This is a genomic window from Porphyrobacter sp. ULC335 (genome assembly GCF_025917005.1).
Classification (GTDB): domain Bacteria; phylum Pseudomonadota; class Alphaproteobacteria; order Sphingomonadales; family Sphingomonadaceae; genus Erythrobacter.
This window is the reverse complement of record NZ_CP078091.1, coordinates 84,057-108,512: the sequence shown is the minus strand read 5'-3', so window position 1 is coordinate 108,512 and position 24,456 is coordinate 84,057. Positions and strand designations below refer to the sequence as shown.

The 24,456-nt window shown below is 62.0% G+C and carries 22 protein-coding genes; 10 read left to right on the top strand and 12 right to left on the bottom strand.

The features are described 5' to 3' along the window. Positions 1-90: 90 nt before the first annotated feature. Genes rfbA through rfbB form a run of 4 tightly spaced genes read left to right on the top strand, consistent with a single transcriptional unit; the run spans position 91 to position 3,428 of the window. Positions 91-996 (top strand): glucose-1-phosphate thymidylyltransferase RfbA, encoded by a 906-nt coding sequence (gene rfbA, locus KVF90_RS00500; RefSeq protein WP_264392896.1) that lies wholly within the window; start codon positions 91-93, stop codon positions 994-996. Then, positions 993-1,538: a dTDP-4-dehydrorhamnose 3,5-epimerase gene (gene rfbC / locus KVF90_RS00495; protein ID WP_264392895.1), complete on the top strand. Its 546-nt coding sequence runs from the start codon at positions 993-995 to the stop codon at positions 1,536-1,538. Before rfbA ends, rfbC begins: the two co-directional genes overlap by 4 nt. Continuing rightward, positions 1,535-2,392 (top strand): dTDP-4-dehydrorhamnose reductase, encoded by an 858-nt coding sequence (gene rfbD, locus KVF90_RS00490; RefSeq protein WP_264392894.1) that lies wholly within the window; start codon positions 1,535-1,537, stop codon positions 2,390-2,392. Before rfbC ends, rfbD begins: the two co-directional genes overlap by 4 nt. Continuing rightward, the gene (rfbB, locus tag KVF90_RS00485) at positions 2,385-3,428 is read left to right on the top strand and encodes a dTDP-glucose 4,6-dehydratase (protein WP_264392893.1); all 1,044 of its coding nucleotides are present in this window, start codon (positions 2,385-2,387) and stop codon (positions 3,426-3,428) included. Before rfbD ends, rfbB begins: the two co-directional genes overlap by 8 nt. On the opposite strand, the gene KVF90_RS00480 is transcribed toward rfbB, so the two are convergent. Further along, entirely contained in the window at positions 3,425-4,114 is a 690-nt protein-coding gene (locus tag KVF90_RS00480; protein ID WP_264392892.1) for an SGNH/GDSL hydrolase family protein, read from the bottom strand. The genes rfbB and KVF90_RS00480 overlap by 4 nt on opposite strands. Before the next feature lie 142 nt (positions 4,115-4,256). Between KVF90_RS00480 and KVF90_RS17355 the strand changes: the two genes are divergently transcribed. After that, positions 4,257-4,757: an acyltransferase gene (locus KVF90_RS17355; protein ID WP_319641040.1), complete on the top strand. Its 501-nt coding sequence runs from the start codon at positions 4,257-4,259 to the stop codon at positions 4,755-4,757. A 16-nt stretch (positions 4,758-4,773) separates the two neighbouring features. Here KVF90_RS17355 and KVF90_RS00470 read toward each other — a convergent pair whose 3' ends face one another. The 3 genes from KVF90_RS00470 to KVF90_RS00460 all read right to left on the bottom strand — a co-directional run bounded on the left by KVF90_RS00470 (position 4,774) and on the right by KVF90_RS00460 (position 7,711). Continuing rightward, positions 4,774-5,901, bottom strand: a complete 1,128-nt coding sequence (locus KVF90_RS00470; RefSeq protein ID WP_264392891.1) for an acyltransferase family protein — start codon at positions 5,899-5,901, stop codon at positions 4,774-4,776. Positions 5,902-5,905: 4 nt separating this feature from the next. After that, entirely contained in the window at positions 5,906-6,589 is a 684-nt protein-coding gene (locus KVF90_RS00465) for a class I SAM-dependent methyltransferase (protein ID WP_264392890.1), read from the bottom strand. A gap of 75 nt (positions 6,590-6,664) precedes the next feature. Next, entirely contained in the window at positions 6,665-7,711 is a 1,047-nt protein-coding gene (locus KVF90_RS00460; protein ID WP_264392889.1) for a class I SAM-dependent methyltransferase, read from the bottom strand. Between the two features lie 270 nt (positions 7,712-7,981). On the opposite strand from KVF90_RS00460, the gene KVF90_RS00455 reads away from it, so the two are divergent. Both KVF90_RS00455 and KVF90_RS00450 read left to right on the top strand, forming a co-directional pair. After that, the gene (locus tag KVF90_RS00455) at positions 7,982-9,421 is read left to right on the top strand and encodes an oligosaccharide flippase family protein (RefSeq protein ID WP_264392887.1); all 1,440 of its coding nucleotides are present in this window, start codon (positions 7,982-7,984) and stop codon (positions 9,419-9,421) included. A gap of 116 nt (positions 9,422-9,537) precedes the next feature. Next, positions 9,538-10,938 (top strand): O-antigen ligase family protein, encoded by a 1,401-nt coding sequence (locus tag KVF90_RS00450; protein ID WP_264392886.1) that lies wholly within the window; start codon positions 9,538-9,540, stop codon positions 10,936-10,938. A gap of 20 nt (positions 10,939-10,958) precedes the next feature. Here the strand turns inward: KVF90_RS00450 and KVF90_RS00445 are convergent, their stop codons facing one another. After that, positions 10,959-13,418: a SwmB domain-containing protein gene (locus KVF90_RS00445; protein WP_264392885.1), complete on the bottom strand. Its 2,460-nt coding sequence runs from the start codon at positions 13,416-13,418 to the stop codon at positions 10,959-10,961. Further along, positions 13,418-13,687 (bottom strand): spike base protein, RCAP_Rcc01079 family, encoded by a 270-nt coding sequence (locus tag KVF90_RS00440; RefSeq protein WP_264392884.1) that lies wholly within the window; start codon positions 13,685-13,687, stop codon positions 13,418-13,420. The genes KVF90_RS00445 and KVF90_RS00440 overlap by 1 nt, the downstream gene beginning before the upstream one ends. 155 nt (positions 13,688-13,842) lie before the next feature. Between KVF90_RS00440 and KVF90_RS00435 the strand changes: the two genes are divergently transcribed. Together KVF90_RS00435 and KVF90_RS00430 are read left to right on the top strand one after the other, a co-directional pair. Next, positions 13,843-14,832 (top strand): glycosyltransferase family 2 protein, encoded by a 990-nt coding sequence (locus tag KVF90_RS00435; protein WP_264392883.1) that lies wholly within the window; start codon positions 13,843-13,845, stop codon positions 14,830-14,832. 257 nt (positions 14,833-15,089) lie between these two features. Next, on the top strand, positions 15,090-15,851 hold the full coding sequence (locus tag KVF90_RS00430; protein WP_264392882.1) for a WecB/TagA/CpsF family glycosyltransferase: 762 nt from the start codon (positions 15,090-15,092) through the stop codon (positions 15,849-15,851). A gap of 7 nt (positions 15,852-15,858) precedes the next feature. Here the strand turns inward: KVF90_RS00430 and KVF90_RS00425 are convergent, their stop codons facing one another. The 4 genes from KVF90_RS00425 to KVF90_RS00410 all read right to left on the bottom strand — a co-directional run bounded on the left by KVF90_RS00425 (position 15,859) and on the right by KVF90_RS00410 (position 21,118). Then, complete coding sequence (locus KVF90_RS00425) at positions 15,859-16,773, bottom strand: glycosyltransferase family 2 protein (protein WP_264392881.1); 915 nt, start codon at positions 16,771-16,773, stop codon at positions 15,859-15,861. Between the two features lie 75 nt (positions 16,774-16,848). Beyond that, positions 16,849-18,108, bottom strand: coding sequence for a glycosyltransferase (locus tag KVF90_RS00420; RefSeq protein ID WP_264392880.1), 1,260 nt, complete (start codon positions 18,106-18,108; stop codon positions 16,849-16,851). A gap of 72 nt (positions 18,109-18,180) precedes the next feature. Next, positions 18,181-20,391 (bottom strand): GumC family protein, encoded by a 2,211-nt coding sequence (locus tag KVF90_RS00415; RefSeq protein ID WP_264392879.1) that lies wholly within the window; start codon positions 20,389-20,391, stop codon positions 18,181-18,183. 4 nt (positions 20,392-20,395) lie between these two features. After that, entirely contained in the window at positions 20,396-21,118 is a 723-nt protein-coding gene (locus tag KVF90_RS00410) for a polysaccharide biosynthesis/export family protein (RefSeq protein ID WP_264392878.1), read from the bottom strand. 236 nt (positions 21,119-21,354) lie between these two features. On the opposite strand from KVF90_RS00410, the gene KVF90_RS00405 reads away from it, so the two are divergent. Then, positions 21,355-21,936, top strand: coding sequence for a hypothetical protein (locus tag KVF90_RS00405; RefSeq protein WP_264392877.1), 582 nt, complete (start codon positions 21,355-21,357; stop codon positions 21,934-21,936). Here the strand turns inward: KVF90_RS00405 and wecB are convergent. Together wecB and wecC are read right to left on the bottom strand one after the other, a co-directional pair. Then, positions 21,911-23,056: a non-hydrolyzing UDP-N-acetylglucosamine 2-epimerase gene (wecB, locus tag KVF90_RS00400; RefSeq protein ID WP_264392876.1), complete on the bottom strand. Its 1,146-nt coding sequence runs from the start codon at positions 23,054-23,056 to the stop codon at positions 21,911-21,913. The two genes, KVF90_RS00405 and wecB, sit on opposite strands and share 26 nt — an antisense overlap. Further along, the gene (wecC, locus tag KVF90_RS00395; protein WP_264392875.1) at positions 23,053-24,357 is read right to left on the bottom strand and encodes a UDP-N-acetyl-D-mannosamine dehydrogenase; all 1,305 of its coding nucleotides are present in this window, start codon (positions 24,355-24,357) and stop codon (positions 23,053-23,055) included. The genes wecB and wecC overlap by 4 nt, the downstream gene beginning before the upstream one ends. Positions 24,358-24,456 lie beyond the last annotated feature (99 nt).

The following is a 24,456-nucleotide window of genomic DNA, read 5'->3' as shown; positions in this document are numbered from 1 at the left end:
CATAACCCACCCCGAGAGTTGTTGACGATGCACGGCATTGCTGCAATGCAGCGCCCGGTCGCTGGCTCTTGGGCGTTTGAGGATAGACAGGTGATATCTGCTAAGGACGGCCCGGCAAGGCGCGGTATCATTCTGGCGGGCGGATCGGGAACCCGGCTCTACCCCCTGACCCGCGGCGTTTCGAAGCAGCTGATGCCGGTCTTCGACAAGCCGATGATCTACTATCCGCTCAGCACGCTGATGCTGGCGGGGATCAATGACATCCTGATCATCACCACCCCCGAAGACGCCGCGCAGTTCCAGCGCGTGCTGGGCGACGGATCGGATTTCGGCGTGTCGCTGTCCTATGCGGTGCAGCCCAAGCCCGAAGGGCTGGCGCAGGCCTTCCACATCGGCGCCGATTTCGTGCGCGGCGGGCCGAGTGCGCTGATTCTGGGCGATAACATCTTCTATGGCCACGGCCTGCCCGCCCTGCTGCAAAACGCGAATGCCCGCGAAGCCGGGTCAACCGTGTTCGCTTACCGGGTCAACGATCCGCAGGCCTTCGGCGTTGTCGCCTTCGATGCCGAAGGCAAGGCGATCTCGATCGAGGAAAAGCCGGCGGCGCCCAAGTCGAACTATGCGGTGACGGGCCTCTATTTCTACGACGAGACGGTGGTTGATCGCGCCCGCGATCTCAAGCCCTCGCCGCGCGGCGAGCTGGAGATCACCGATCTCAACCGGCTCTATCTCGATGAAGGCGCGATGTCGGTCGAGATCATGGGCCGGGGCTTCGCGTGGCTCGATACCGGCACCCACGCCTCGCTTCTGGACGCCGCGACCTATGTGCGCATCACCGAGGAGCGGCAGGGCCTCAAGATTTGCTGCCCCGAGGAAATCGCCTGGCGCAAAGGCTTCATCACGGCTGACCGCCTGCGCGAAATCGCCGAACCGCTGCGCAAATCGGGTTACGGCGAATATCTCATCAAGCTGCTCGAAAGCCCGGTGCTGCCGTGAACATCATTGAAACCGCTCTTCCCGGCGTACTGATCATCGAGCCGCGCGTTTTCGGCGATGCGCGGGGGTTCTTCATGGAAACATGGAACGCGGCCGCTTTTGCGGCAGCGGCGCTTGATCTGACCTTCGTGCAGGACAATCACAGCCGCTCGCAGAAGGGCGTTCTGCGCGGCCTGCATTTCCAGAATCCGGGACCACAGGGCAAGCTGGTGCGGGTCACCAATGGCGCAGTCTTCGATGTCGCGGTCGATCTGCGTGCGTCTTCGCCCACCTTCGGCCAGTGGGTCGGGGTTGAACTCAGTGCGGAAAACAAGCGCATGTTCTGGGTGCCGGAAGGCTTCGCCCACGGCTTCCTGACGCTCGAAGACGATACCGACTTCCTCTACAAATGCACCGCGCCCTATGCCCCGCAGAGCGAATTCACGCTGGCGTGGGACGATCCGGCGGTCGGCATCGCATGGCCGGTGGCGGGGCTTGATCCGATCATCTCCGAAAAGGACACGCGCGGGCTTGCCCTTGCCGACGTGCCGGTGTTCCCATGAGAGTTCTGATCACCGGAGCGAACGGCCAGCTGGGCGGTGCCTTGCAGCGAACCGCACCTGCCTGGGCCGACATCAACGCGATCGATGTTGATGACTGCGATCTCACCGATGTGCCGATGCTGCGCGCCCGGCTGGTGGTCGAGGCGCCTGAGCTGATCATCAATGCCGCAGCCTACACCGCGGTCGACAAGGCAGAGACCGACGAGGCACTCGCCCGCGCGATCAATGCCGAAGCGGTCGCCGCCATGGTCGCGGCGATGGCCGAGACGGGGGGCAAGGTGGTGCATGTCTCCACCGACTATGTCTTCGATGGCACCGCCGCTTCGCCCTATCCGCCAGACGCCGCGCGCAATCCGCAGTCGGCCTATGGCCGCACCAAGGCTGAAGGTGAGGATGCCTTGCGTCCTGAAGACCTGCTGGTGCGCACCGCATGGGTCTATGAAGCGGGCGGGGCGAACTTCGTGCGCACCATGATCCGCCTGATGAAGGAGCGCGAGGAGCTTGGCGTGGTTGCCGACCAGATCGGTTCGCCGACCTGGGCCACGGGCCTTGCGCGGACCATCTGGGGGCTTGCCGAACGCCAGGCGAGCGGCACCTTCCATCACTCCGATGATGGGGCCGCCAGCTGGCACGAATTCGCGGTTGCGATAGCAGAGGAAGCCCAAGCGCTGGGCCTGCTGCCCCGCATTCCTGTAATCCGCCCCATCACCACCGCCGAATACCCCACACCTGCGCGCCGACCCGCATTCTCGCTGCTCGACAGTTCGGCGACCCGCGCCTTTCTGGGTGATGCGCCGGTGCCATGGCGCGAGAACCTGCGCCTGATGCTGAAAGAGGAAGCGAAGCTTGGCTAACGTGCTTGTCACCGGCGGCGCCGGGTTCATCGGCGGCAATTTCGTGCATTACTGGAATGCGAAGCATCCCGAAGACCGGGTGATCGTGCTCGATGCGCTGACCTATGCCGGGAACCGCTCGACGCTGGAGGGCACTTCGGCAGAGTTGGTCGAAGGTGACATCCGCGATACGGCGCTGGTCGAAGCACTGCTGCGCGACCATGCCATCACCACGCTGGTGCACTTCGCTGCCGAAAGCCATGTCGACCGTTCGATCAGCGGGCCGGATGCCTTCATCGACACCAACATCCTCGGCACCAACAGCCTCCTGAAGGCCGCCCGTGCCGTCTGGCTTTCGGGCAGCGGCGTGGCCCACCGCTTCCACCACATCTCGACCGACGAGGTGTTCGGATCGCTCGGGCCCAATGATCCGGCCTTCTCGGAAGTGACACCCTACGCGCCCAACTCGCCCTATTCGGCGTCAAAGGCTGCTTCCGACCATCTGGTGCGCGCCTATCATCACACCTTCGGTCTTGAGGTGACGACCAGCAATTGTTCGAACAATTACGGGCCGTATCAGTACCCCGAAAAGCTGATCCCGCTGTTCTTCCTCAACGCGCTGCATGGTCGCAATCTGCCGATCTATGGCGACGGGATGAACGTGCGCGACTGGCTGCATGTCGAGGATCACTGCCGCGGGATCGAGGCCTGTCTGCTGCACGGGCAGCCGGGTGAGACCTATAATATCGGCGGCGGGGCCGAGCTGCCCAACATGACCGTGATCGATACGATCTGCGCCGAGGTGGACCGCGCCTTTGCCGAAGTCGACGGTCTGGCCGCGCGCTATCCCGATGCGCCTGCGGCCAAGGGGCAGGCGACCGCCAGCCTCAAGACCTTCGTCACCGACCGCGCGGGTCACGATCGCCGCTATGCGATCGATGAAACCAAGGCTCGCGCCGAACTCGGCTATGCGTCTGCGCACGGTTTCGAGGACGGGATGCGCCAGACCTTGCGCTGGTATCTCGCCAACGAAGCTTGGTGGCGGCCGCTGCTTTAAGACCCACCGGGACAGAGCTGTTCTGCCAGCCACCTGCCGAGGCACTGGTGGCCCGCCGCACTCATGTGCAGCCCGTCATAGCCGAGCAGTTTGCCTGATCCGGTGCAGCGCGCAAAAGCTTCAGCCGGATCGAGAACCGCTATCGCCCTTTCCTCGCCCAGCGTGGCAACAGCCTTGCGATAGGGGGTGAGCCTTTTCGCCATGGCACTGCTGCTGCCCGGCGGCGGGGCCATCAGCACGGTCTGCGTGCCGCGCGCCTGCCAAAAGTCGATCTGGCGCCTGAGCGCATTTGTGAAACGTGGGATCGGGACCGGTTCCTTGTCGCCCAGCCAGCCGCGAGGCGCGGCGTCGTTGGTGCCATAGGCGAGGATGACAAGATCGGCCTCCGGCTGTGCTGTTGCCAGCCAGCGCTGTTCCCCCATCTCGGCGGTATCGCCGCCCGCGCCCCTGAGATCGGCCGTGAGGCGCAGTCGCAACGTGTTTTGCATTACCTTGCCAAACGGCACCGTATCGCCGCCGTTGCCCGCCACGTGACTATCGCCATAGATCGCGATCCGGCTACCGGAGGCAGGGCAGGCGAGCCGCTCCCGGCCTCTCGATAGCGAAGCCGCCGGCAAAGGCGCTGCGCCGCCGATCCGCCATTGCGGCCATTCTTCCCATCCCGCGGCGACCAGCGCGAGCAGCAAGAAAAGCCCTAGCAATGCGAACCGCCGCGTTCCGGTCAAAAGCTGCGCCCTTCAGGTCAGTATTGGGGGCAGGATTGCACGAAGACCTGTTTTGAGCCATCCCAGACGCGCAAAGAAGCCGGGTCGGCTGTAGGGGAATGTTGTGAGCTTCACTTTGGGTCGGCTCTCGCTGCTGCGCCGGATGCTGACCGGACCGCGCATGTGGTTCTATCGCTCGGTCATGGGTATGGACATCCACCCGACCGTCGAGCTGTCGCTCAGCGCCAAGCTCGATCTTACCTTTCCGCGCGGCCTGCACATCGCAGAATACAGCTATGTCGCCTTCAACGCCCGGATCATGACACATGATCGCACCCGCGGACTGTATGTGCATACCCGGATCGGACGGAATTGCTTCATCGGCGGGGAAAGCATCATCCTGCCGGGCGTCACGATCGGCGACAATTGCGTGATCGGTGCCGGCAGCGTGGTGACGCGCGATGTGCCGCCAAACTCGGTCGTTGCGGGCAATCCTGCCAAGGTGATCCGCAGCAATATCGAGGTCGGCCGCTACGGCCGATTTCTCGATGCGGACGAAACAGAGCGCCGGTTGCGCGCCCAAGACCCGGCGGTTTCATCCTTGCACGATGGCATGGAGCGTTAAGTCTGGCGCGTCGCAGTCAGGCCGTCTTTGCCCCGGAGCCTCGCGTAAACAGATCGGCCAGCGGGCCAACCGCGCTAAGCGCGCGTGCCTCTACCAGAGTCCATGACAGCACCGCCAGGACCAGCGTAACCGGCAATGCCAGTGCGATATTGGCCGCGGGTGTTACCCCCGGCACCAGATAGGCGACCGCCTGCTGCACCGGGAATGCATAGATATAGACCCCGTAGGAATAGTCCCCCAGCCGGTTGTAGGCGAGCAGCGCGCCTTTGGGAACGAAGCCGAACCATAGGGAGGAGTAGACCAGCGCCAGCACGATCCAGCTCTCCATCAGCAGCCCCGCTGCCATGAACGGTACCGGCACCCAAAGCAGCAAGGCGAGCCATCCCGACAGGCGGATATGCTCGCGCCAGACATAGGCGAAAGTGCCCAGCATGAAGGGGAAGGAGAGCGAGGCGAGAAGGCCGACGGGCACTGCCAGCCCCCAGAGGGGCAATCCGCCCTCTCCGGTCATCCATTCTCCGGCAAAGTGGAACAGCGCGACCAGCACCAACGCCCCGAGCGCCAGCCAGCGGCTTCTCAGTCCGCCGAGAAGCCCGAGGACGACCACCCCGCCATAACATGCGACCTCGTAGAACAGCGTCCACAGGCTGCCATTGATCGGCGGCCCATAAGGATTGCTCTCGAAAACGCCGGGCAGCGGATATTGCAGAAAATAGAGGCTGAGGTTGGCGGGGATATAACGCCAGGTCTCCGGGCGGGTGACATAGTCCTGCAAGGACAGCCGGGTGAACCACGCTCCGGCAATGACGGTCAGGACAAGCACGGCCAATAGCCCCGGGAACAGGCGCAAGACGCGGGCGATGGCGAAATGCGCGTAGCTGCGCCGACGGTCGAAACTGCGCGCGATCAGCAGCCCCGAAATTCCGAAGAACACTGCCACGGCAAAGTGGCCGATTGTCGACCCGGTCAGCGCAAACAGCGGATCGGCGGCGCCCCAGGCAATCGGCCACGCGTGGCTGACCAGCACTGCGGCGGCCGCCACCATGCGGATCACGTTGAGATTGTTGTCCCGCCCCGCCAGCACCTCGTCCAGCACCGGGCCGCCTACCCATAATGACTGCAACAAAGGTTTGTTGGTGGACACTGCTTCAGTCCGTTCGGCGTGCGATGAGGGACTTCTTGAAGATCAGGGCGAAGCGCTCGGCCGAATGGTTTGCATCAGGGAACAGCGTGCGCATCATGCCTTGGCTGATCATCCGGCAATCATCCAGCCGGTTCACGGCGCCCGCAAAATCGGTGCGACGGGCAAGCCCGATATCGAACCGCTGCTCCATGCCGATGCGGATCGGGTCGGGCAGCCAGTGCAGCAGCGGGAAGGCATTGTGCGGATCGATCGGGAACCAGAAGTTCGGCGTCTGCACATAATAGGCCTGCCCGACGCGGCGTATCTCGTTAGCGAAGGCAATCATCCGGGTGTAATTGCCGACATGCTCGATCACCGAATTCGAGTGGACGAGGTGGAATGCGCCATCGGCAAATTGCGGCATGTTGCAGGCATCGCCGGTCAGGTTCTCGTAGCGGACATGTGGCGCGGTGAGAGCGCTGTAATCTTCCAGCTCCGACGAATAGTTGAGGATCGTCAGCTGCACCTTTTCGGCCAGTGCGGGGGTGAGCATGTTCCAGTACTCTGCCCGTCCGCCGGCATCGAGCACAGTGATCTCGCCATGGCGAAGTACCAACCGCTCGATCAGGGTCTGGACCTGCCGGAACCGGGCCGCGCGGAACCGCGCCTGGGCCTTCTCGAACAGGGCAGGGGTTTCACGTCTCGCCATTTTTCCAAGTTCTCCAGCGACCGGGCGGCGCGCGAAATGGGCATATTTGATGGTTCAAAAGCATTGTGGCCGAAATCACGCAGGCTTTCGTGCCACGAACGTCAGGAGCTCTGCATTGGTTTCGGTCTCAGGCGGCGCATCAGCCATGCCCTGCCGCATTGCTTGATGCTGATTGTCAGGGCTGGCCGAAAGGGACTTGTTCCAGAGCCACGGGCGCGCTGCCGGGTCAATATGCTGACGCTCGATCTTCAGGCCGGCGCGTGCAAAAGCCGCGACCAGAGCTTTCTGGCTGGGCAGCGCGAAATGCCGTGGTGCCTCAAGCCCCCGCCAGTAACGGCCGAAAATCGCAAGTCCCGTCGCATCGGCGTTCGGCAACTCGACATACAAGCTACCGCCCGGCTTCAGCCATCGGGACAGACGGCCCAGCAAAGCCACCGGGTCGGGCACGTGTTCCAGCACATGCGATAAGGTGATGTGATCGAATGTCGCGTCCCAATGATCATCGGTCAAAGCAGCGACATCATGGATCGCGATCCCTGATCTCGCCAGCTGTCCGAGAAGGTGTGGATCATACTCGGCGCCGTGCAGCTCGTAATCCATCTCCTTGAGCTGCAGGAGATAGAAGCCGCTGCCGCAGCCGTAATCGAGGATCCGCGCAGGTGCTGCCGGAGCAAAGCGCAGGCTCTTGTCGAGCCCGGACGTATCGTACCCGGCAAGCATCACGCCGCGCGCCACGATCCGGTCCGTAAAGCCTGGGGCCTTCAGCAGCCGGCTGCGAAGATAGGATGCTCTGATCCAGCGCCGCAGACCGGACATCTCGCCATTCTCGCCCGCTTCAGAGCCATGGGTGTAGTAGTTGGCATAAGCGTCCAGCAGTCGCTGTCCGAAGGGACGCTTGCCTAGCCAGAGCGAACCACAATTGTCACAACGCAGGAAATCAAACCGGCCTTCATCAGCCGCAAAGAACACGTCCCGCACGTCAACCACGTCTTGATGGCTCTGCTCACCGCCGCAAAACAGGCAGTTCGAACAGTTCTCCAGGCCGTCATCCCAAGCGGGCTCGACAAGCTCATTGTGGCTTGCTGGACCGTCCATGTCGTTTCCTGAAAAAATCTGGCGCAAAAGACGGGTATTCTCTGGCGGCGACCCAGAGGAGAGAGGCGAATGCAACGCGGGCTGAGCCTTTTCTGCGGCGATTTGCCGCGGGGCTTTTACCGGTTGCGCAACGCATCTCGCACAGGCAATAGCGGTCGGCAAGTGGTTTGATACAGCGATATTGAGGCGGACCCTAGTGAACGCGAGCGCAAGGGCGATGGCCCGCCTTCGTCTCCCCCTCGAGCGGATATCTGCAGTCGGCGAAACGGTGATCGGACCCGTGCGAGCGGGTTGCTGATGGCGCTCGCCAGAAACTCTGTCCTGAACCTGATGCCGACCCTCACCGGGGTGGCCGTCAGCATTGCGACCGTGCCGTTCTATCTCTCGATCGTCGGCACCGAACGCTATGGCGCCTTGCTCCTGGCGCTCGTGCTGCTCGGCTACTTCGGTCAAGCGGATTTCGGGCTGGGGCGCGCGATAACCCAGCGCCTTTCGTCCATGCCCGATGCCTCCGCCCAAGATCGTGCCGGTGTGGTGTGGTCGGCATTGGCGGGGGCCGCGGTCATTTCGCTTATTGGCGGCATCGTGGTCTATTTCGTCGCCGAGATATTCTTCAGATCATTTTTCGATGCAGAGCCGGCCTTGCGGGGCGAGGTGCTGTCGTCGGTATGGCTGTTCGCCCTGTGCGTGCCCGTCATCATGCTGACCGGCGTGACCTCCGGAGCGCTGGTCGGCGTCGAACGGTTCGGGGTGGTCTCCATTGGAACGACGATCGGCAACCTGCTGTCACTGGTCTTGCCGCTGGTTGTCGCTGGTGTGCACTCGGTGGATTTCAGCTGGCTGCTGGCAGCCTCGCTCGCCGGCAGGGCAATTGGCCTGATACCGGTCGTGGCGAGCATGATCGCGGTGTTCCTGCGCCACCAGCCGGTCAACCCGTCGCGCGCGCAGTTGCGGCGGCTCTTTTCTTTCGGAAGCTGGATCATGGTGACTGCGATCGTCGGCCCGCTGATGACGATGGCGGACCGTGTCGTGATTGGCGCCGTGCTCGGGGCCGCAGCAGTGGTTGCCTATTCCGTACCAGTCCAGATCGCGGCCCGCACCGTGATGTTCCCGATGGCGATTGTGCAGGCGCTATTCCCGCGCCTTGCCTCGCAAGACGACGCCGAGGCGGCAAGACTGGGCAAGGCTTCGGTCGTGCTGATCGGTCAGCTGTACGGTTTCATTGTCATCGGTCTCATCTGCCTCGCCGCGCCGCTGCTGCGACTGTGGCTGGGAGAGGGGCTTGATCCTCGCTCCATTCTGGTCGGACAGATCACGATCATCGGCGTGTGGGTGAATGCGCTTGCCAACGTGCCCTATGCGCTGATCCAGGCGCGCGGAAACTCGCGCTACACTGCGCTGCTGCATGTGCTGGAACTGCCGGTCTACGGCGCAATGCTGTATGTTTTCGGCGTGTTTTTCGGGCTTTATGGCGTGGCGCTAGCCTTCACCCTGCGTGTGATCCTCGATTGTGCCGCGCTGTTCCACAAGGCTCGCTTTGTCGATGCAGGCGTCATGACCCGGATTGCTGGCCCGGCAGTGCTGATCGCTGCGGCGATGGCGGCTGCCCCATGGATGCAGGATTGGCTTGCGGGGATCATCGGAGCGAGCGTGCTATGCTCGGCGTTGCTGGTGATCACGTGGTTTCATATGCCCGAAGAAGCGCGCAGCTGGATCAACCAGCGGATCGGGCGGTAACCGTGCCAGCGCTGGCCGCTGCGGGCTTGAACGCAGGTGATCTCTGGCCTACCAGAGGCCCCCGGTCCGCTTGGTCACGCCCTGTCAGGCCCCCTGTCTAGCGTGTGGAAAACGTGATGCCCCTGCCCGCACCACATATGGCTGCTCCGCCGCACCAGGCCCAGTGGCAAGCGCCTGCGGTCCAAAGCCGCCGGCCGACCGCGCTTATCCCGCTGCTTGTGGTCTTTTATTCGTTCCTGCTTCTGCCGCCCGAGGTGGAAATCAACGTCTTCGGCGTCAACCTGCCGTCGTACCGCCAAGCGCTGCTGCTGATGGCTGTGCCAGCCTTGCGGATGATCCTGAACAATCGACGAGGCTCGGTCTCGCCCATCGATATCGTCGTGATGATCATGGGCTTCTGGATCATGCTCTCGTTCATGACGATTTACGGGTTTGGATCCGGGATCATCCGCGGTGCGGGGATCGTGACCGATACTGTCGTGATCTACATGATCGCGCGGGCGTGCATCAGGGCGCCTGATGAGCTGCGATATTTCCTGATCCTGTGCTTGCCCGGGCTGATGTTCGCAGGAGGCAGTCTGGCGGTCGAGAGCCTCTCCGGACAGCTCCTGTTACGGCCCATGTTCCAATCGATCTTCGGCAATATCGAGTCCTTCGCGGGGGGCGAAGCGACTGGCGCCCTGTTCCTCGAGCACGAGTATCGCATTGGCATGCTGCGGGCTTACGGGCCGTTCCCGCACCCCATCCTTGCGGGTGCCGTGATGGTGGGCTTCCTGCCGCTCTACTATTTCAGCGGGTTGCGATCGTGGCCCTACTTCTTTGGCATCGCCATCGCTTTCACAGGCTTCTTCTCGCTGAGTTCCGCGGCCTTTCTGGGACTTATGATGTCCATCGCCGCGATCGCGGTGAACCACGTGAAGCCCTACTTCCCGAAGATCTCATGGTGGACTCTGGTCTCGATGCTTGTGCTGCTGGCTGGTGCTGTCCACGTGAGCACAAAGAATGGCATTGTGCCGGTGCTCGCCCGAATGACGCTGACGCCGGCCACCGCCGAATACCGGACCCTTATCTGGGAGTATGGTTCCGCCAGCGTTGTCAGAAATCCCTGGTTCGGGATCGGCTACCAGCAATGGGACCGGCTCAGCTGGATGGCGGGCGATAGCGTCGATGCACATTTCCTTCTTCTTGCCATGCGCCACGGATTGATCGTGCCTGTGATTTTTCTCGCGGGCATTATCTATGGCATGATCAAACTCGGGACGATCATGCCAAGCCTCACTCCGAGAGACCGCACGCTCATGCTGGGTCTCAATATCACCATGTTCGTTTATGTGATCGTGGGGCAGACGGTGAACTACTTCGGTTCGACGGGTCTGGTCTTCATGACCATGGTCGCGCTGCTTGCGTCAATGGTGGAATGGGGCAAAGGCGAACTCAAGGTGCAGACGCAAATACGGATGATGCAGACCCGGAGCAGCCTTTTCGCGCCTCCACCGCAGGGCTTCCATAAGGCCTGACCCGCCGCTCCGGCGAAGCATTACACCCACTTGCTGCCGCTCACCTGGGCCACAGTCCCTTCGGTGACAAAGAACCTGTTTCCAGTCCCACGGTTTATCCCGGAACTTTCGTTCCATTGCTCGGCGTCACCCACATGGAACAGGGTCGGCCGACTGCCGGTAACCCCGTTGCCGAGCGTCAGGATGGCGAGGTCGCCGGTGATCACATTGGTGAACTTCGCCCGGTTCGCGGCGTTGCTCAAATCGAGGCGGGCACTCGTATCCAGCCAGAATGCGCCCATATCGAAGGTGGCGTTGTTGTTGTGGTTCCACTGGTAATCGCCCACATTTGTCCACCCGATCGAACCGCCAACCACCCAGCTGAAATTGGTGAGGGTCTGCGGCTGCCCGTTGATATAGCAGTCATGCCCGATTGCGGCGGTGGCTCGCGACAGATCGACGCTCCACAAGATGTCATATTCCGTGTTGGGCAAAAGGGCCGGCGTTGTCGGCCTGGTGACAATCGCTGCGGACCCGTTCAGCAACCGCATCTCGATGGACCCGTTCGCGTTGAGGAACAGGCTGAGGGCAGGCGCTCCTGCAGTGAAGCCGAAAATGCGGGTGGCAGCAGAAGGCAGCGCGGGGAACCGGAACTTCAGTAACGCGGCCGTGCAGACAGCGCTGTTCGCCTCGGCCAGTCGCCGGGTGCCGCCGATTGTCCGGCGGACGCCCGGGGTGAAGCGGACGACCGGATAAGCCGGGTTCGGCCCGCCCACCCGATCGGTCGCGTTGCTGGACGCTCGGTCGACAAAGCTGGCGACATTGACATTGTCGACGCTCCGCAGCTTGTTGGTGCCGCTGGTATAGCTGACCGTCACCGTATCGTTGCCCGTCACCGCGGCAGCCAGCGTAAGGCCAGCATTCTGCCGCCACACGCTTGCGTTGCTCACGGTCACGGGCGCGCCGTTGACCTTTACGACAAAGTCGGCGGCTGCGGGCGGGGAAACGCTTTCGTTGAGAGCCTGGTCGAACCTGATCCAGACAGCGGCGTTCTTCACACCAGCCTCAACGATCGCCGGTGCCGCCAATTTGGGCACACGATATGCGGTCAGCATCTCCTGAACGAAGGGAAGAACGGTATTGCCCGCCCCGCCTTCCGTGCGCCGTCCGTAGACCGTGTCCATGTACAGCCAGAACTCCGGGTAGTCCCAAAGCGCCTTTGCACCGGTTGTCAGCTCCACCGCCAAGGTGCCCCCGATCAGTGAATAGTTGACGATGTCGCGGTACAGGGCATCCCAGTTCGACCCGCTGTTCTGCGGCGCTGTCATCTGCTGTTCGCCCCATTCCGCGCTGCCGATCATCTGCTGCGTGTATGCGCTGCGTGGCCGTCCGTCCGCGGTGAAGCGGGGCAAGGCGATGTCGTAGCCGCTTACCCGGAAAATCTGGCTGTTCTCGGCCCAGATGGAGCGTTTGTCCGGAGCCAGCTGCGCCAGCCATGATGCCGGGGCCCGGGTACCCAGGGCTGCGGCACAGACGACGATGATCGGGACCTTCCAGCTGTTGCCACCCCCTGCACCCAAGGTGATCGAACCTTCCTCGGCGCGGCTGACCAGATCATCAGCGATTGCTGCCAGCGCGGTGAGAATCTCGCGTTTCTGGGTGGCGGTAAAGCTCGACAGGTGCAGGCACAGCAGTGCGCTGTGCAGGTTCCGGGCGATGTCGCGCCCGTATTCGGGGTGGTTGTTGATCCCCTTGGTGCGGGTGTTGTTGATCGAGTCCGGCATCGAAGTTTCGTGATACCGGGACACCCAACTGATCGCCTGACCGTAGGTGGGAGTGTTGGCCGTCGGCGCGAAGTTCTTGAAGACTGACACATCGAAATCGGAGGCGCGAACTTGCGTTGCCTTGCTCTGCCTTGAAACGCCCGGCCTGATTGCGTCAGGCGCCGGAACATCGCTGACAACGGTGAGCACCACCATGTCATTGCCGGCAGGGCGGTTGTTGATCGGCAGATCGGTGAGGCGCGAGACGAACTTGACTACGCTTCCGCTGGTCACGGCCAGCGCCGTACCGGTCGCGCCGGGATCGACGTTGCTCGGAGCGCTGTAAACCGGCGAAGGCAATCCGCCCAACCCGAGGCTGTCCCAGCCCTGCAGCGTATTCGTGCTGTTGTTGGCAAGGTTGCCGCCGGACGCAAAGCTGCGATTGCCGGGATTTATCATCGTCCCGTGCACCACGCGTCCGGTATAGGGCGGGGTGGTGTTGCCAGAGCCGGTGAGCAAGCCGCTCGTGCCATTGTGCAAGGTACTTGCCGGACTGATCGCCGTGATCGTAACCGGTCCCAAGACCCACCAGTCGCCGTTTGCATACTGGCCTGCGGGTCGCGGCGATCCGAAGGTGAAGGTAACCCCCGACCGACTGACCTGGCTTGCCAAGGATGCGCCGTCATCGACCTTGCGCTGGCGTGGTGCACGACCATAGCCGAAACCGAAGCGCGCCATCAGGCCAGGCCGATCATGTTGCTGGCGGTGGTGCCGGTCGCCCGGATATGCATTGCCCGCACGTCCAGGATGGTGCCGCCAGTGACGTTCATGAACGTCACGTCCTGGGCGCTGTCGACTGCCCGAAGGGCAATGTTGCCGCCGGTGCCGACATAGATGGCTTTGGGCAGCGAGGGGACAGTCGCGACATCGTGCGGGGTGATCGAAAAACAATTGCGGGCAGGAGCAATGAGGCTATCAAGGGCTGTGCCGAAGGTGTCGAATGACATGTGAAACTCCTCGCAGGGTCAAATGGAGGCGTTTCGGTATTTGTTGATTTTCGAGTAGGAAAATCAAAAATCTCCTTCAATCAAGAAGGGCAAGGCAGTCTTCATGTCTGCAATTCCGGTCGCGCGGTTCACCCCTCGGGAAGATGAAGAAGTAAATGTTAGGCGATCTTACGATGGACTTCGTTACGCAGCAGAATGAGCTCGACGAAGAGCTTACGATCATTGTCGTCAGCTACAATACCAGGGCACTTACGCTTCGTGCGCTTGAGACGCTTTACGAGAATGCAGGCGATGTGCGGATGCGGGTAATCGTCTGGGACAACGCATCCGCTGACGATTCCGCGGATGCGATCGCTGCAGCATTTCCCCAGGTCGAACTGGTGCGCTGCCCCGATAATCTCGGATTCGCGGTCGCCAATAATCGGGCATCGGAAATGGTACGCAGCGAATGGATGCTGCTGCTCAATCCGGATACCGAAACCTATCCCAATGCCATCGCGGCCTTGCTGGACTTCGCCAAGGCCAATCCCCGCGCAGGGATCGTCGGTGGGCGCACTGTGTTCCCCGATGGGTCGCTCAACCCCGCTTCGTGCTGGAACAAGATCACAATCTGGAGCCTGATCTGCAACGCATTCGGCCTTGCCGCCGCATTCCCGGCGAGCCCGATTTTCAACCCCGAAGGCATCGGAGGTTGGAAGCGCGACAGCGTCCGTCAGGTCGATATCGTGGTCGGCTGCTTTCTGCTGATCCCGACCGCCTTGTGGCGCAAGCTGGACGGGTTTCAGGCCAAATACTTCATGTACGGGGAAGAGGCGGATCTTTGCCTGAGGGCGGCCAAGGCGGGATACCGCCCGATGATTACGCCCGACGCCCAGATCATGCATCTGGTCGGCGCCTCCACCCCCCAACTGGCGCGCAAGCTGCTCCAGCTGATGCAGGCGCGGGCGACGCTGGTCCACGATCACTGGAGCCCCGCGACCCGCTGGCTTGGACTTTTGCTCCTTCAGCTGTGGTCGTTTAACCACGTGATCAAGAGCAGATTGATGCAAGTGATCGGCAAGGGCGGGCCGAAGAATGACGCATGGTTCGAACTTTGGGGCAGTCGCAGCCATTGGCTCAAAGGGTATGGGCAAAACACCAACTAACGTTCCTGCGCGTTCAGGTTTGCGCCCGATCGCGCGGTGGGTTGCGACTATATCCGCGAGTGGACCTCCCCGGTTGAATTCCACCTAACCGCGTAACGCGCGCTTTGTGGCGCGCTCTCCCCAAAATGAGACGAGTCGACAAAACTTGTCGACAAGCGGCGCCTATTTGATCATCAGAAACGCAGCGGCCGGTGTCTGAGTTTTCCGGGGCCGCGAGATACAGGAACCGCGTTATCAAAGGGCCCCCCGGTGCTTGCATGCCGACTGATTTGCGCACCACCAATTTCCTGGGATTCGATTTAGTCAACGCGACTTACGCGCAGGTTGCGGCTGAGCTGGATCGCCTGTCGCGCGAGGACCGCTTGTCCCTCGTTGTGACCCCCAACGTCGATCACTTCGTAATGCTGCGGGGCAACGAAAGCTCCAGCGAAACAACCCAAAGGTTCGACCGCGCATATCAATCTGCCACGCTACGTCTATGCGATAGCAGGGTTTTGCAGGGCCTAGCCTGGTTGCGCGGCGTTCAACTGAACGTAATCACGGGTAGCGATCTCACCGAAATGCTCTTCAGGGGCGGCTGGCTTGACGGGCGCAAAGTCGCACTTGTCGGCGGGGATGAAAGCATGCTCGCCGACCTGAGGGCGCGGTTTCCCGAGGTCGATTTGTCGCAGCACATTCCCCCGATGGGTGTTCTCGACAACGAGCCGGCAATCGCCCGGATCGAGGAATTTCTGAAGGGCGGAGATTGGCATTATATCCTCTTCGCCATTGGAGCGCCCAGAAGCGAGATCATCGCCCACCGGCTGATGGCGGTAGAGGGGGTGCGCGGTGTCGCATTCTGTATCGGCGCGTCGATCGAGTTTTTGCTTGGCCGCAAGGCCAGAGCGCCGAAGTGGATGCAGGCCGCGCGCCTCGAATGGGCTTTCAGACTCGCCACCGAACCGCGCCGCCTGTGGCGCCGCTATCTGCTGTCAGGGCCCAAAATCATCGCCATTGTTCGCGAATGGCAGCGGTCCTGATCGCGCTCTACCCGTTGCTATAGCCGCGCATCCGCGCCTGACGCCACCATAGGATCTTGCCCGCACCGCCACTCTCTTGGCAAAGGAAGTCGGATCTGCGCTGCCGGGCGATGGCTGACGCGACCAGCGCCGCGGAACGGTATCCAATGAACTGAACCGCGCCGATTGCCATCCACATCGCGACACGCGCAAATCCGGAAAGTCCGCCGTCGCCGAATACGAGAACACAGCGCAACTGCCCCTGATTGAACCGGCGCAACCTGAGCGAGGGGAGCGTCATGCGGTCCTGCGGGACAAGCTCTTCGACCAGCGCCTCGTGGTTCCACAACAGTTGCCGCCCTTGCTTCGTCAGGCCTCGGATCAGCCAGACATCCTCCCCGCCGCGCGCGTTGAAGCGAAGATCGAAGGGCTCGTCCCCGATGAGGCAGCGGGCTTTGTGAAACATCGCGTTGCCAGTGCCGAGATAGGCGGAGCGATCAGAGATATTGTCGCCGGTCGCCGAATGCATGTTCCGGCTGAAATTGCGTTCGACCTGCGCAAAGAGGTCGGCCGGGCAATGGCCGAGCAGCCGCGGCACGATCCGGCCGAAGCTCGCATCTGTGCGGCCATCGGCCTGCGTCAGCCACGCATCGAGCCACCCGGGCGCGGGGACTTCGTCATCATCGAGAAAGATCACATAGGTTCCGCGCGCATTGGCGACCCCGCGATTGCGCGCGTGTACGACTCCGCTCCGACCTTCGTGAACATAGCGCAGCGACGCATCGTCAACCCCTTCCACGACCGGGCGAGCGCTTGCATCCGGGCAGTTGTCGACCACGACGACTTCCACGGAGCGATGCGCAAGCTGCGGACGCAAAGCCGCAATCAGTTCGGCCAGCATTTCCATGCGGCGGTAGGTCGTGATGACGATGCTTGCGTCCATGCGGTTTGCGCCTGTTTACCCCTGATACGCTGTGAGCGCGTGTGCGCTGTCCATAGCTTGCGTGTGATCGCGCCGCTAATGGTCTTGCGCAGATTGCGAGCGGATATTCCGGTGCGGCACAGATGAGTTGTGCGCGGCGAGAGCTCCATCCAGTCCATCGGCGAAGGTGCGAGCGATTGCTGACCGTGAAAAGCGTTCCAAGCCTCCTGTGGCTTGCCATTGGGCAAGGTCGGCCTTGAGCTCGGCTTCGCGGTCGATCACGTGCCGGATGGCCTTGCTGATTTCGCGCGTGCTGCTCGAATCCACACCGATGGCAAACGAGAGGCCGTCAAAGTAGCCGTCGACGCTAGCGTGCTGCGGATAGATGATCGGAAGCCCCGCAAACAGTGCTTCGATGAAGACAAGGCCGAAGGATTCCCGCTTCGACGGCATCACGAATGCGGTTGCGCCGTTCATGATCGGGCCGAGCTCATCTTGCGTGCGCGGACCCATCAGGTGGATGCCCGGCACTTCTCCGATGATGGCTTGGCATTGGGCAGTTTCCTCCGGCGTACCGCCTCCGAAGATTCGCACTTCGCAAGGCTGGCCGGCGGCGGTTGCGCTCCGGACGGCAGCGGCAAGGCCGGTTAAATTCTTGATTGCATGATTGCGCAGGTGAAATGCGCTGATGACGCCCGAACCCCGCGCGACGGGAGCACGGATCATGTCGTTGACCGTGGGGCAGGGCAGATCGACGGTCAGGCCGCGCCTTTCGCCGAGGTGCTGCTCGACAGCGCGGCGCGCCCAAGGTGCAAAGGAAAATACACAGGCCGCCTCGTGGTAGACGGCGCCGAACCTGCCTGCGAGATCCCTGCGGAATGACAGGATCTTCTGATCGGTATTGCCCTGGATCGTCAGTGCGTACGGAATCCCGAGCTGCGTGGCGACTGCTCGGGCGATTAGCCCTTCCACCGTCAGTTTGTGCCCGATGACGAGGTCTGGCACCGCATCCTCTGCGATCAGCCGACGGACGATCCATGCGGCCAACCGCTCGAGCATTGCAGCGTGGAGAATGCCTTTGGGCGGCGCCAGATATTCAAGGCATTCGCCACCCTTGATCGCGCGGATCGAATCCGCACGGACAGGCGACGCGCGCCCGGTGAGGACTTCGGCAACCTGCACAATACTTGGGGTGCGGCGGTTCAGCGAAATGACGCGATGGTCGTACCGGTCTTCGACAAGCTCGATAAGCCGGGAAATGACCGGAGTTTTGCGCGGGTCGATGAGGTCGGGATAATCGGCGCTGAGGTGGAGTATTCGTGGCCGCCCGGTAAGCGCACCCTGACCGTCCGGCATATCTTCCTCCCGGGGGGCTGCTTGCAGGGTGTGGCTCCGGGCGAGCTTTTGCGTTCGCCCGGAGCGATAGGCTTAGTCGCGCGGGCCGTACTGATAATAGGTGTACTGATAATCGTAGGACTGGCCTGCTTCGAGCGCGCGATACTTCGTGAGGATCGCCCCGACCGTCTTGCCGCCAGCAGCCGAGATGCGGCGAACGGCAGCACGGGCGCGGCTGAAGGGCATCGTATTTGCTTCGAGCACGAACACCGTGGCGTCGACGAGGCGGGCCAGCATGGGGGCATCAGCAAGCCCCATGACCGGACAGGAATCGAAGATCACCAGCGAATATTGGCCACGGCAGCGATCAATGAAGTCCGCAAATTCCTGCGAAGCGAGGATTTCGGTCGGGTTCGGCGGTACCTCCCCGATCGGCAGGATTTCGAGGTTTTCGTGCACGCCCTTGACGATCGCGTCTTCAAGCTGGACGTGGCCGAGCACAACCTCGACCAATCCGACCTTCGGCTTCTCGATGCCGAGCAGCTTGGCCACCGAGGGGCGACGGAGATCGGCATCGACGAGCAGGGTCTTTCGGCCGAAGCTCGCAAACATCTCGGCCAGAACCACAGAGGTCGTCGACTTGCCTTCGCCCGCCTGACTGCTGGTCATCTGGATGACGTTGCTGCTGCGCGGCAATGAAAAGTCGATACCGGCCCTGATCGACGAGTAAGCTTCCATCAAGGCGCTGAAGCGGTTCGAACCATCGATCGAAATGTCGCGTTCGGCCACGTAAGGGGTATAGCCGATGAACGGCAGCCCCAGCTTGTCTTCGACATCTTCCAGCGAGCGGATGCGATCGTCAAAGGTTTCGCGAAGCACAGCCAGGCCGGCCGCCAAGGCCACGCCCAAGGCTAGCGCAATCGAAAGATTGCGCAGCAAATTGGGCGAATAGGGCGACGACGGTACCAGCGCTGCATCCAGCGTCTGCAGCGTGCCGGGATTGACGTTGGCGGCGCTGGTGACTTCGTTATAGCGATCAAGCAGGATCTTGAGCTGGTCACGAAGCGCCTGCGCCTCACGGTCAAGCACGCTCAGCTCGACCTTCTGGTCCTGCTCGCCGAGGGTTGCCCCGGTCAGCTGCTCAAGCTCGCGGGCTAGCGCCTGTTCCTGATTGCGGGTGACCGTCAACTGGTTGCGCAGCGCCGATTTGATATCGGAGGTGCTGCGTTCGAGCTGGGCGTTGATCGTGTCGATCTGCGCGCGCAGGTTGACGATCTGCGGGAAGTCATTGTTGTACCGCTGACGCAATTCGGCAAGCTGGGCGCGCTTCGCGGTCAGATCGGCCACCAAACCTTGGAGCGACGCGCTGGTCTGCACTTCCGGAAGTTGGCTCGCCGGCAGATTCTGTACCGCGCGCCAGCGTTCCTCGGCCGCGATGCGGGCCGCGCGTGCTTCGATGAAGCGCTGGTTGATATTGCCGAGTTTGGCACTCGTCAGCGTCGCCGCAGTGCCCGAATCCTCGGATTCCATGCCGCCGACAGGCTGGACAATGATCCCGCGCGACCGGGCATATTCGTTTGCCACTTCTTCGGCGCCCTGCAGGCGGGCGCGGGTCTGTTCGATCTGTTCTGTCAGATAGGACAGCGCATACTTGTTACTTTCAACCGATGTTTGCGTGTCGGACTCAACGAAGGCATCAGCATAGCCATTGGCGATTTCTGCGGCCAGAACCGGGCTTTCGGACTGGACGCCGATTTCGATCACCCAGTTCCCCTGGGGTGCTTCGACGATAACTGAATCGGCAATCTTCGAGATTGCCATTTCGCGCTTGGCAGCCTGCCACTGCGCGTCAGTTGTTCCCGGGGCGCGGCCTTCATCGACGTTCGGCCCGAGCAGATCATTACGCTCGGCCAATTTGAGATTGTCGACCACCACTGCGGCCAGCTTGCGGCTCTTGATCCGTTCAACCAGCGTCGAGAGATATTCGTAGATCTGGTTGGTCGGGACGCTTTGGTCGTTCTGGCTCTCGACTACGGTTTCGCCGTAGGGCTTCACGCTGACCTTGGCAGTCGCCTGATACATCGGCGTCACCAGCAAGGTGATGATCAGACCGATCGTAGCCGCTGCGAACAGAACGCCCGCCACCAACCAGCGCTGCCGGAACAGGATCCCGCGAATGACCGACACATTGATAAGCTGTGTCGACGGTTGTTGCACCGCCATTTGGCGCGATGCGATATAGGGATCAAGCCAATTGCCCTGACCTGCGGGCTCAGCACTACTGATGATTGGACGTTCAGTCATGATCTCACTGTATGCCTGCCACTGCAAAGACGCCGAACGCAGGCAGCGCCTTGAGCAGGTCTTCCCAGAACTGCGAAAGCCCGTCGGTCCCCATGACCACACGATCTCCCGGCTCTAGGACCGGATCAAGCATCGTGCCTTGCTGGATCTGAGCATAATCGAACTTGGCGATCATGATGCCTTCGGGCGTTTCCCGGAATACCGCCATCTGGGATTCCTTGGTTGTCCGCTTGAGGCCGCTCGCCAAGGCGACGGCAGTCGATAGCCGGGCACCGGGCTGGAATGCATAAACGCCAGGCTTGTCGACCGCGCCTTCGACAGTGACAAGATGTGAGGCGTATTCAGCGATGTTCACGCTGACAATCGGGTTTTTCAGGCCAGCGGCAGCCATACGCCGGGTCACGTCCTGCTCAAGCTGCTTGGCGGTCATGCCGGCTGCGGGGATCGATCCGATCATGGGCAGCGACACATTGCCTTCGACGCCAATCCGCACCTCTTCAAGAGACAGTTCCGGTTCGCGGAAAACGACCACCGAAATCTGATCCGAAGGACGCAGTGCGTAAGTGGTGGGGCGGGTGACGCTAAAGTTCGCCTGACCCAGTTCGGCCACTGGCTGGCTCGCAGCGCGACCGATTTTTGGTTCGGGTGTAGAGGCGCAACCAGCTATCGAGAATGCTGCGGCAAGCCAGATGGAAGTGCCAATTGCACGGCGCGCATTATGTGACATATCTTTCCCCTCGCTGCTTGGAAAACGGGCCTTAGCCTCTGGCATGACGCGGCGCAACATCATTGAATCCGCGCTGCAGCACGGCCTGCCGTGTCGTCTTTAACCTATCCTAGGAAACCGTGCCTTGAGGTCATTTGCAAGAGCGCGCGAACGCGAATACATCACGGGCGCAGACCTGCACGGCGCATCAAGCGTTTAGCGATGGGGCAGGCGCAAGAAGACGGGAGCACGCATTGATGACCGGGGCACCATCGGCGCTCAGCCTTGCTGCTGCGGGCATGTACATGATCGTTGTGGCAGCGGTCGTGCTGGCCTTTGTGCGGGCGATCGGGCTGCAGCAGGTTACGTGGCACAAGATCGCATGGGGCGCGATTGCTGCCATATTCTTGGGCCTTGTATTGATGCGCATTTTTGCAGTCGAGGAGTTGGTGCGAAGCGAACTTCGCGGCAAGCTCTACACTGAAGGTGTCTATCAGAACCGCCGCTCCTTGCAGGCGCCTTTGTTTGTATTCGTATTTGCCATGGCCACTGTGATTGCCGGCGGATTGTTCAATTTCGTAGCGCGCGGCATCAGGGGGCGGCGGAACATTGCCGCGGTCATCGCTATCGGTTGCACCGGCGGTATGGTGTTTCTTCTGGCGCTGCGTCTGGTCTCGCTGCACTCGGTGGACGAGTTGCTTTATGGCACCTTGAAGCTCAACTGGGTGGCCGATCTTGGCTTGAGCCTGATCGTGCTGGGCTGCGCGGTCCGCTATGTCCGGGTCGTGCGGGCCGGACCATCTGGCAGGTCGGCTAGCCCGCCTCGGTCGCAGCGATAACGCGTTCGGCAATCCGGCGTGACGCTGTCCCGTCGCCGTAGGGATTGTGGGCCCGCGCCATCGCCTGATAGGCGGCGGGATCATCAAGAAGGCGCGACGTTTCCCGAACAATGACAGATGCATCGGCCCCGACCAGCTTGGCAGTGCCGGCTGCCACGCCCTCGGGGCGCTCGGTCGTATCGCGCATTACCAGGACCGGTTTGCCGAGGCTCGGGGCCTCTTCCTGGATGCCGCCGGAATCGGTCAGCACAATGTCGCTCGCCGCCATCATGGCGACAAAATCTAGATAATCCAGAGGGTTGATGAGCGCGATGTTGCCATATCCCGCCAGCGCGGGACGCATGACGTCTGCGACATTGGGATTGGGGTGCAGCGGGTAGATGATGGCAACATCATCCCGCGCGGCAAGTGCCTGCAATCCTTGTGCAATCTGCGCCATCCCCGCGCCGAAATTCTCGCGCCGGTGGGCGGTGACGGCAATAATACGTTTGCCCGCGAACCGTTCTTTCAGCGGTGCGATGGCGGGGGCCAGAGCCGGATCGGCGGCGATTTTACCCTGCGCGAACAGTAGGGCATCAATCACTGTATTGCCGGTAACGTGTATGGAGTTTTCCGCAACGTTTTCAGCGCGCAAGGCCGCCGCAGCAGTCTCGGTCGGGGCAAAGTGAAGGTCTGCGACCACGCCGGTGACCTTGCGGTTCACCTCTTCGGGCCAAGGCGAATAGATGTCGCCGCTGCGCAGGCCAGCCTCGACATGACCCACAGGAATCCGCCGAAAATAGCACGCCAGCGATGCCATCATCGTGGTCAGCGTATCGCCGTGCACCAGCACCCGGTCAGGCCGTAGGGTGTCCAAAGCCTGCCCGAAGCTGGTCAAAATGCGGCTCGAAAGGCCATCCAGGGACTGGTCTGGAAGCATCAAGTCGAGGTCTAGGTCGGGTCTAAGCCCGGCTAGAGCGAGCACAGCGTCGAGCAATTCGCGGTGTTGGGCCGTCACCACCACCTTCACATCGAACCGGCCGGTTTCGCGCAGCGCGAACACCACCGGGAACATCTTGATCGCTTCGGGCCGGGTACCAAAGGTCACCAGAATGCGGGGCTTCCCGCCGCTGGCGGTCATCGCCGCAGCATGCCCCGCGTGTCGAACACGATCTTCCCCGCCAGCTCGTGCGGAGAGAGATGTTTGAACGCGGTGTGATCGACCAGCACCACCACAATCTCCGCCTGCCGGAGGCCTGCGTCAAGCGTCACCAGCTCTGCGCCCGTACCTTCAAACGCCTTGGGCAGATCGTCGGTGAAGGGTTCGACCACCAGTATCCGGTCACCATGCGTGTGGGAAAGCGCCTCGGCGATTTCGAGGGCGGGGCTTTCGCGGAAGTCGTCAATGTCGGGTTTGAAGGCGAGGCCAAGCAGTGCGACCTTGCCATCCGGCGCGGCATCAAGCAGCGCGCGGATCTTGTTTTCGGTGTGGACGGCTTTGTGATCGTTGACCTCGCGCGCGGTGCGCACCAAGCGGGCCGCCTCCGGAGCGCCGGAGACGAGGAACCACGGGTCGACCGCGATGCAGTGCCCGCCGACGCCGGGGCCGGGCTGGAGGATGCTGACGCGCGGGTGGCGGTTGGCGAGGCGGATCACCTCCCACACGTCCACGCCGATCACGTCGGCAATCATCGACAGCTCGTTTGCAAACGCAATATTGACGTCGCGGAAGCTGTTTTCGACGAGCTTGACCGTCTCGGCCACGCGGGCGGTGGTGTAAAGACAATCGCCCTTCACGAAACTGGTATAGAGCACCGCGGCCCGCTCGGCGCAGGCCGCAGTCACGCCGCCTATGACGCGGTCATTGTGGACGAGTTCGTTGACGATCCGTCCGGGCAAGACGCGTTCCGGGCAATAGGCCAGCGCAATGTCTGCCTCTTCGCTGGAACCGTCGCGCGGCACCACGATATCCGGGCGCAATTCGGCGATGATCGCTGCGACACGTTCGGTGGTGCCGACCGGCGATGTGCTCTCGACGATCACGCAGGCACCCGGCAGAATCTTGGGCGCGATCGCGCGGGCGGCGGCCTCGACAAAGGAAACATCGGGCGCATTGTCCGGCCCCAGCGGGGTCGGCACGGCGATCATGTAAAAGCTCGCCGTCGGCACCTCGGTCGAAGCGACCAGCGTCTGCGCGGTGATGGCGTCATGCACCAGCTTGTCGAGATCGCGTTCCTCGATGTGAACACCGCCTGCGTTGACCGTTTCCACCACGCGCGGCGATACATCCACCCCGCACACGCTCCAGCCATAGCTGGCGAGCAGCGCTGCGGTCGGCAGGCCGATATAGCCCAGCCCGATCACCGCAACCTGATGGTCAGGGGCAGGATGAGCCAGGGCCTTGCGCCCGAGCGCTGCGGTGGCATCGAATGGAGCGTTCATGCAGGTCTTGTTCCGGTTTTCAGCGGGAACAATGGCCGCAAAGCCCTTAAAATCGCGTTAGGCTTGCTACGCTTTTACCATGGGGGGGCAGGCGCAGGT

What these genes read in the sequence shown, in the direction of transcription:
- rfbD (WP_264392894.1), top strand. Translation starts at nt 1,535, where the DNA reads ATGAGAGTTCTGATCACCGGAGCGAACGGCCAGCTGGGCGGTGCCTTG.
- KVF90_RS00465 (WP_264392890.1), bottom strand. Translation starts at nt 6,589, where the DNA reads ATGGCGAGACGTGAAACCCCTGCCCTGTTCGAGAAGGCCCAGGCGCGG.
- KVF90_RS00455 (WP_264392887.1), top strand. Translation starts at nt 7,982, where the DNA reads ATGGCGCTCGCCAGAAACTCTGTCCTGAACCTGATGCCGACCCTCACC.
- KVF90_RS00450 (WP_264392886.1), top strand. Translation starts at nt 9,538, where the DNA reads ATGCCCCTGCCCGCACCACATATGGCTGCTCCGCCGCACCAGGCCCAG.
- KVF90_RS00445 (WP_264392885.1), bottom strand. Translation starts at nt 13,418, where the DNA reads ATGGCGCGCTTCGGTTTCGGCTATGGTCGTGCACCACGCCAGCGCAAG.
- KVF90_RS00440 (WP_264392884.1), bottom strand. Translation starts at nt 13,687, where the DNA reads ATGTCATTCGACACCTTCGGCACAGCCCTTGATAGCCTCATTGCTCCT.
- KVF90_RS00435 (WP_264392883.1), top strand. Translation starts at nt 13,843, where the DNA reads ATGTTAGGCGATCTTACGATGGACTTCGTTACGCAGCAGAATGAGCTC.
- KVF90_RS00430 (WP_264392882.1), top strand. Translation starts at nt 15,090, where the DNA reads ATGCCGACTGATTTGCGCACCACCAATTTCCTGGGATTCGATTTAGTC.
- KVF90_RS00425 (WP_264392881.1), bottom strand. Translation starts at nt 16,773, where the DNA reads ATGGACGCAAGCATCGTCATCACGACCTACCGCCGCATGGAAATGCTG.
- KVF90_RS00420 (WP_264392880.1), bottom strand. Translation starts at nt 18,108, where the DNA reads ATGCCGGACGGTCAGGGTGCGCTTACCGGGCGGCCACGAATACTCCAC.
- KVF90_RS00415 (WP_264392879.1), bottom strand. Translation starts at nt 20,391, where the DNA reads ATGACTGAACGTCCAATCATCAGTAGTGCTGAGCCCGCAGGTCAGGGC.
- KVF90_RS00410 (WP_264392878.1), bottom strand. Translation starts at nt 21,118, where the DNA reads ATGTCACATAATGCGCGCCGTGCAATTGGCACTTCCATCTGGCTTGCC.
- KVF90_RS00405 (WP_264392877.1), top strand. Translation starts at nt 21,355, where the DNA reads ATGACCGGGGCACCATCGGCGCTCAGCCTTGCTGCTGCGGGCATGTAC.
- wecB (WP_264392876.1), bottom strand. Translation starts at nt 23,056, where the DNA reads ATGACCGCCAGCGGCGGGAAGCCCCGCATTCTGGTGACCTTTGGTACC.
- wecC (WP_264392875.1), bottom strand. Translation starts at nt 24,357, where the DNA reads ATGAACGCTCCATTCGATGCCACCGCAGCGCTCGGGCGCAAGGCCCTG.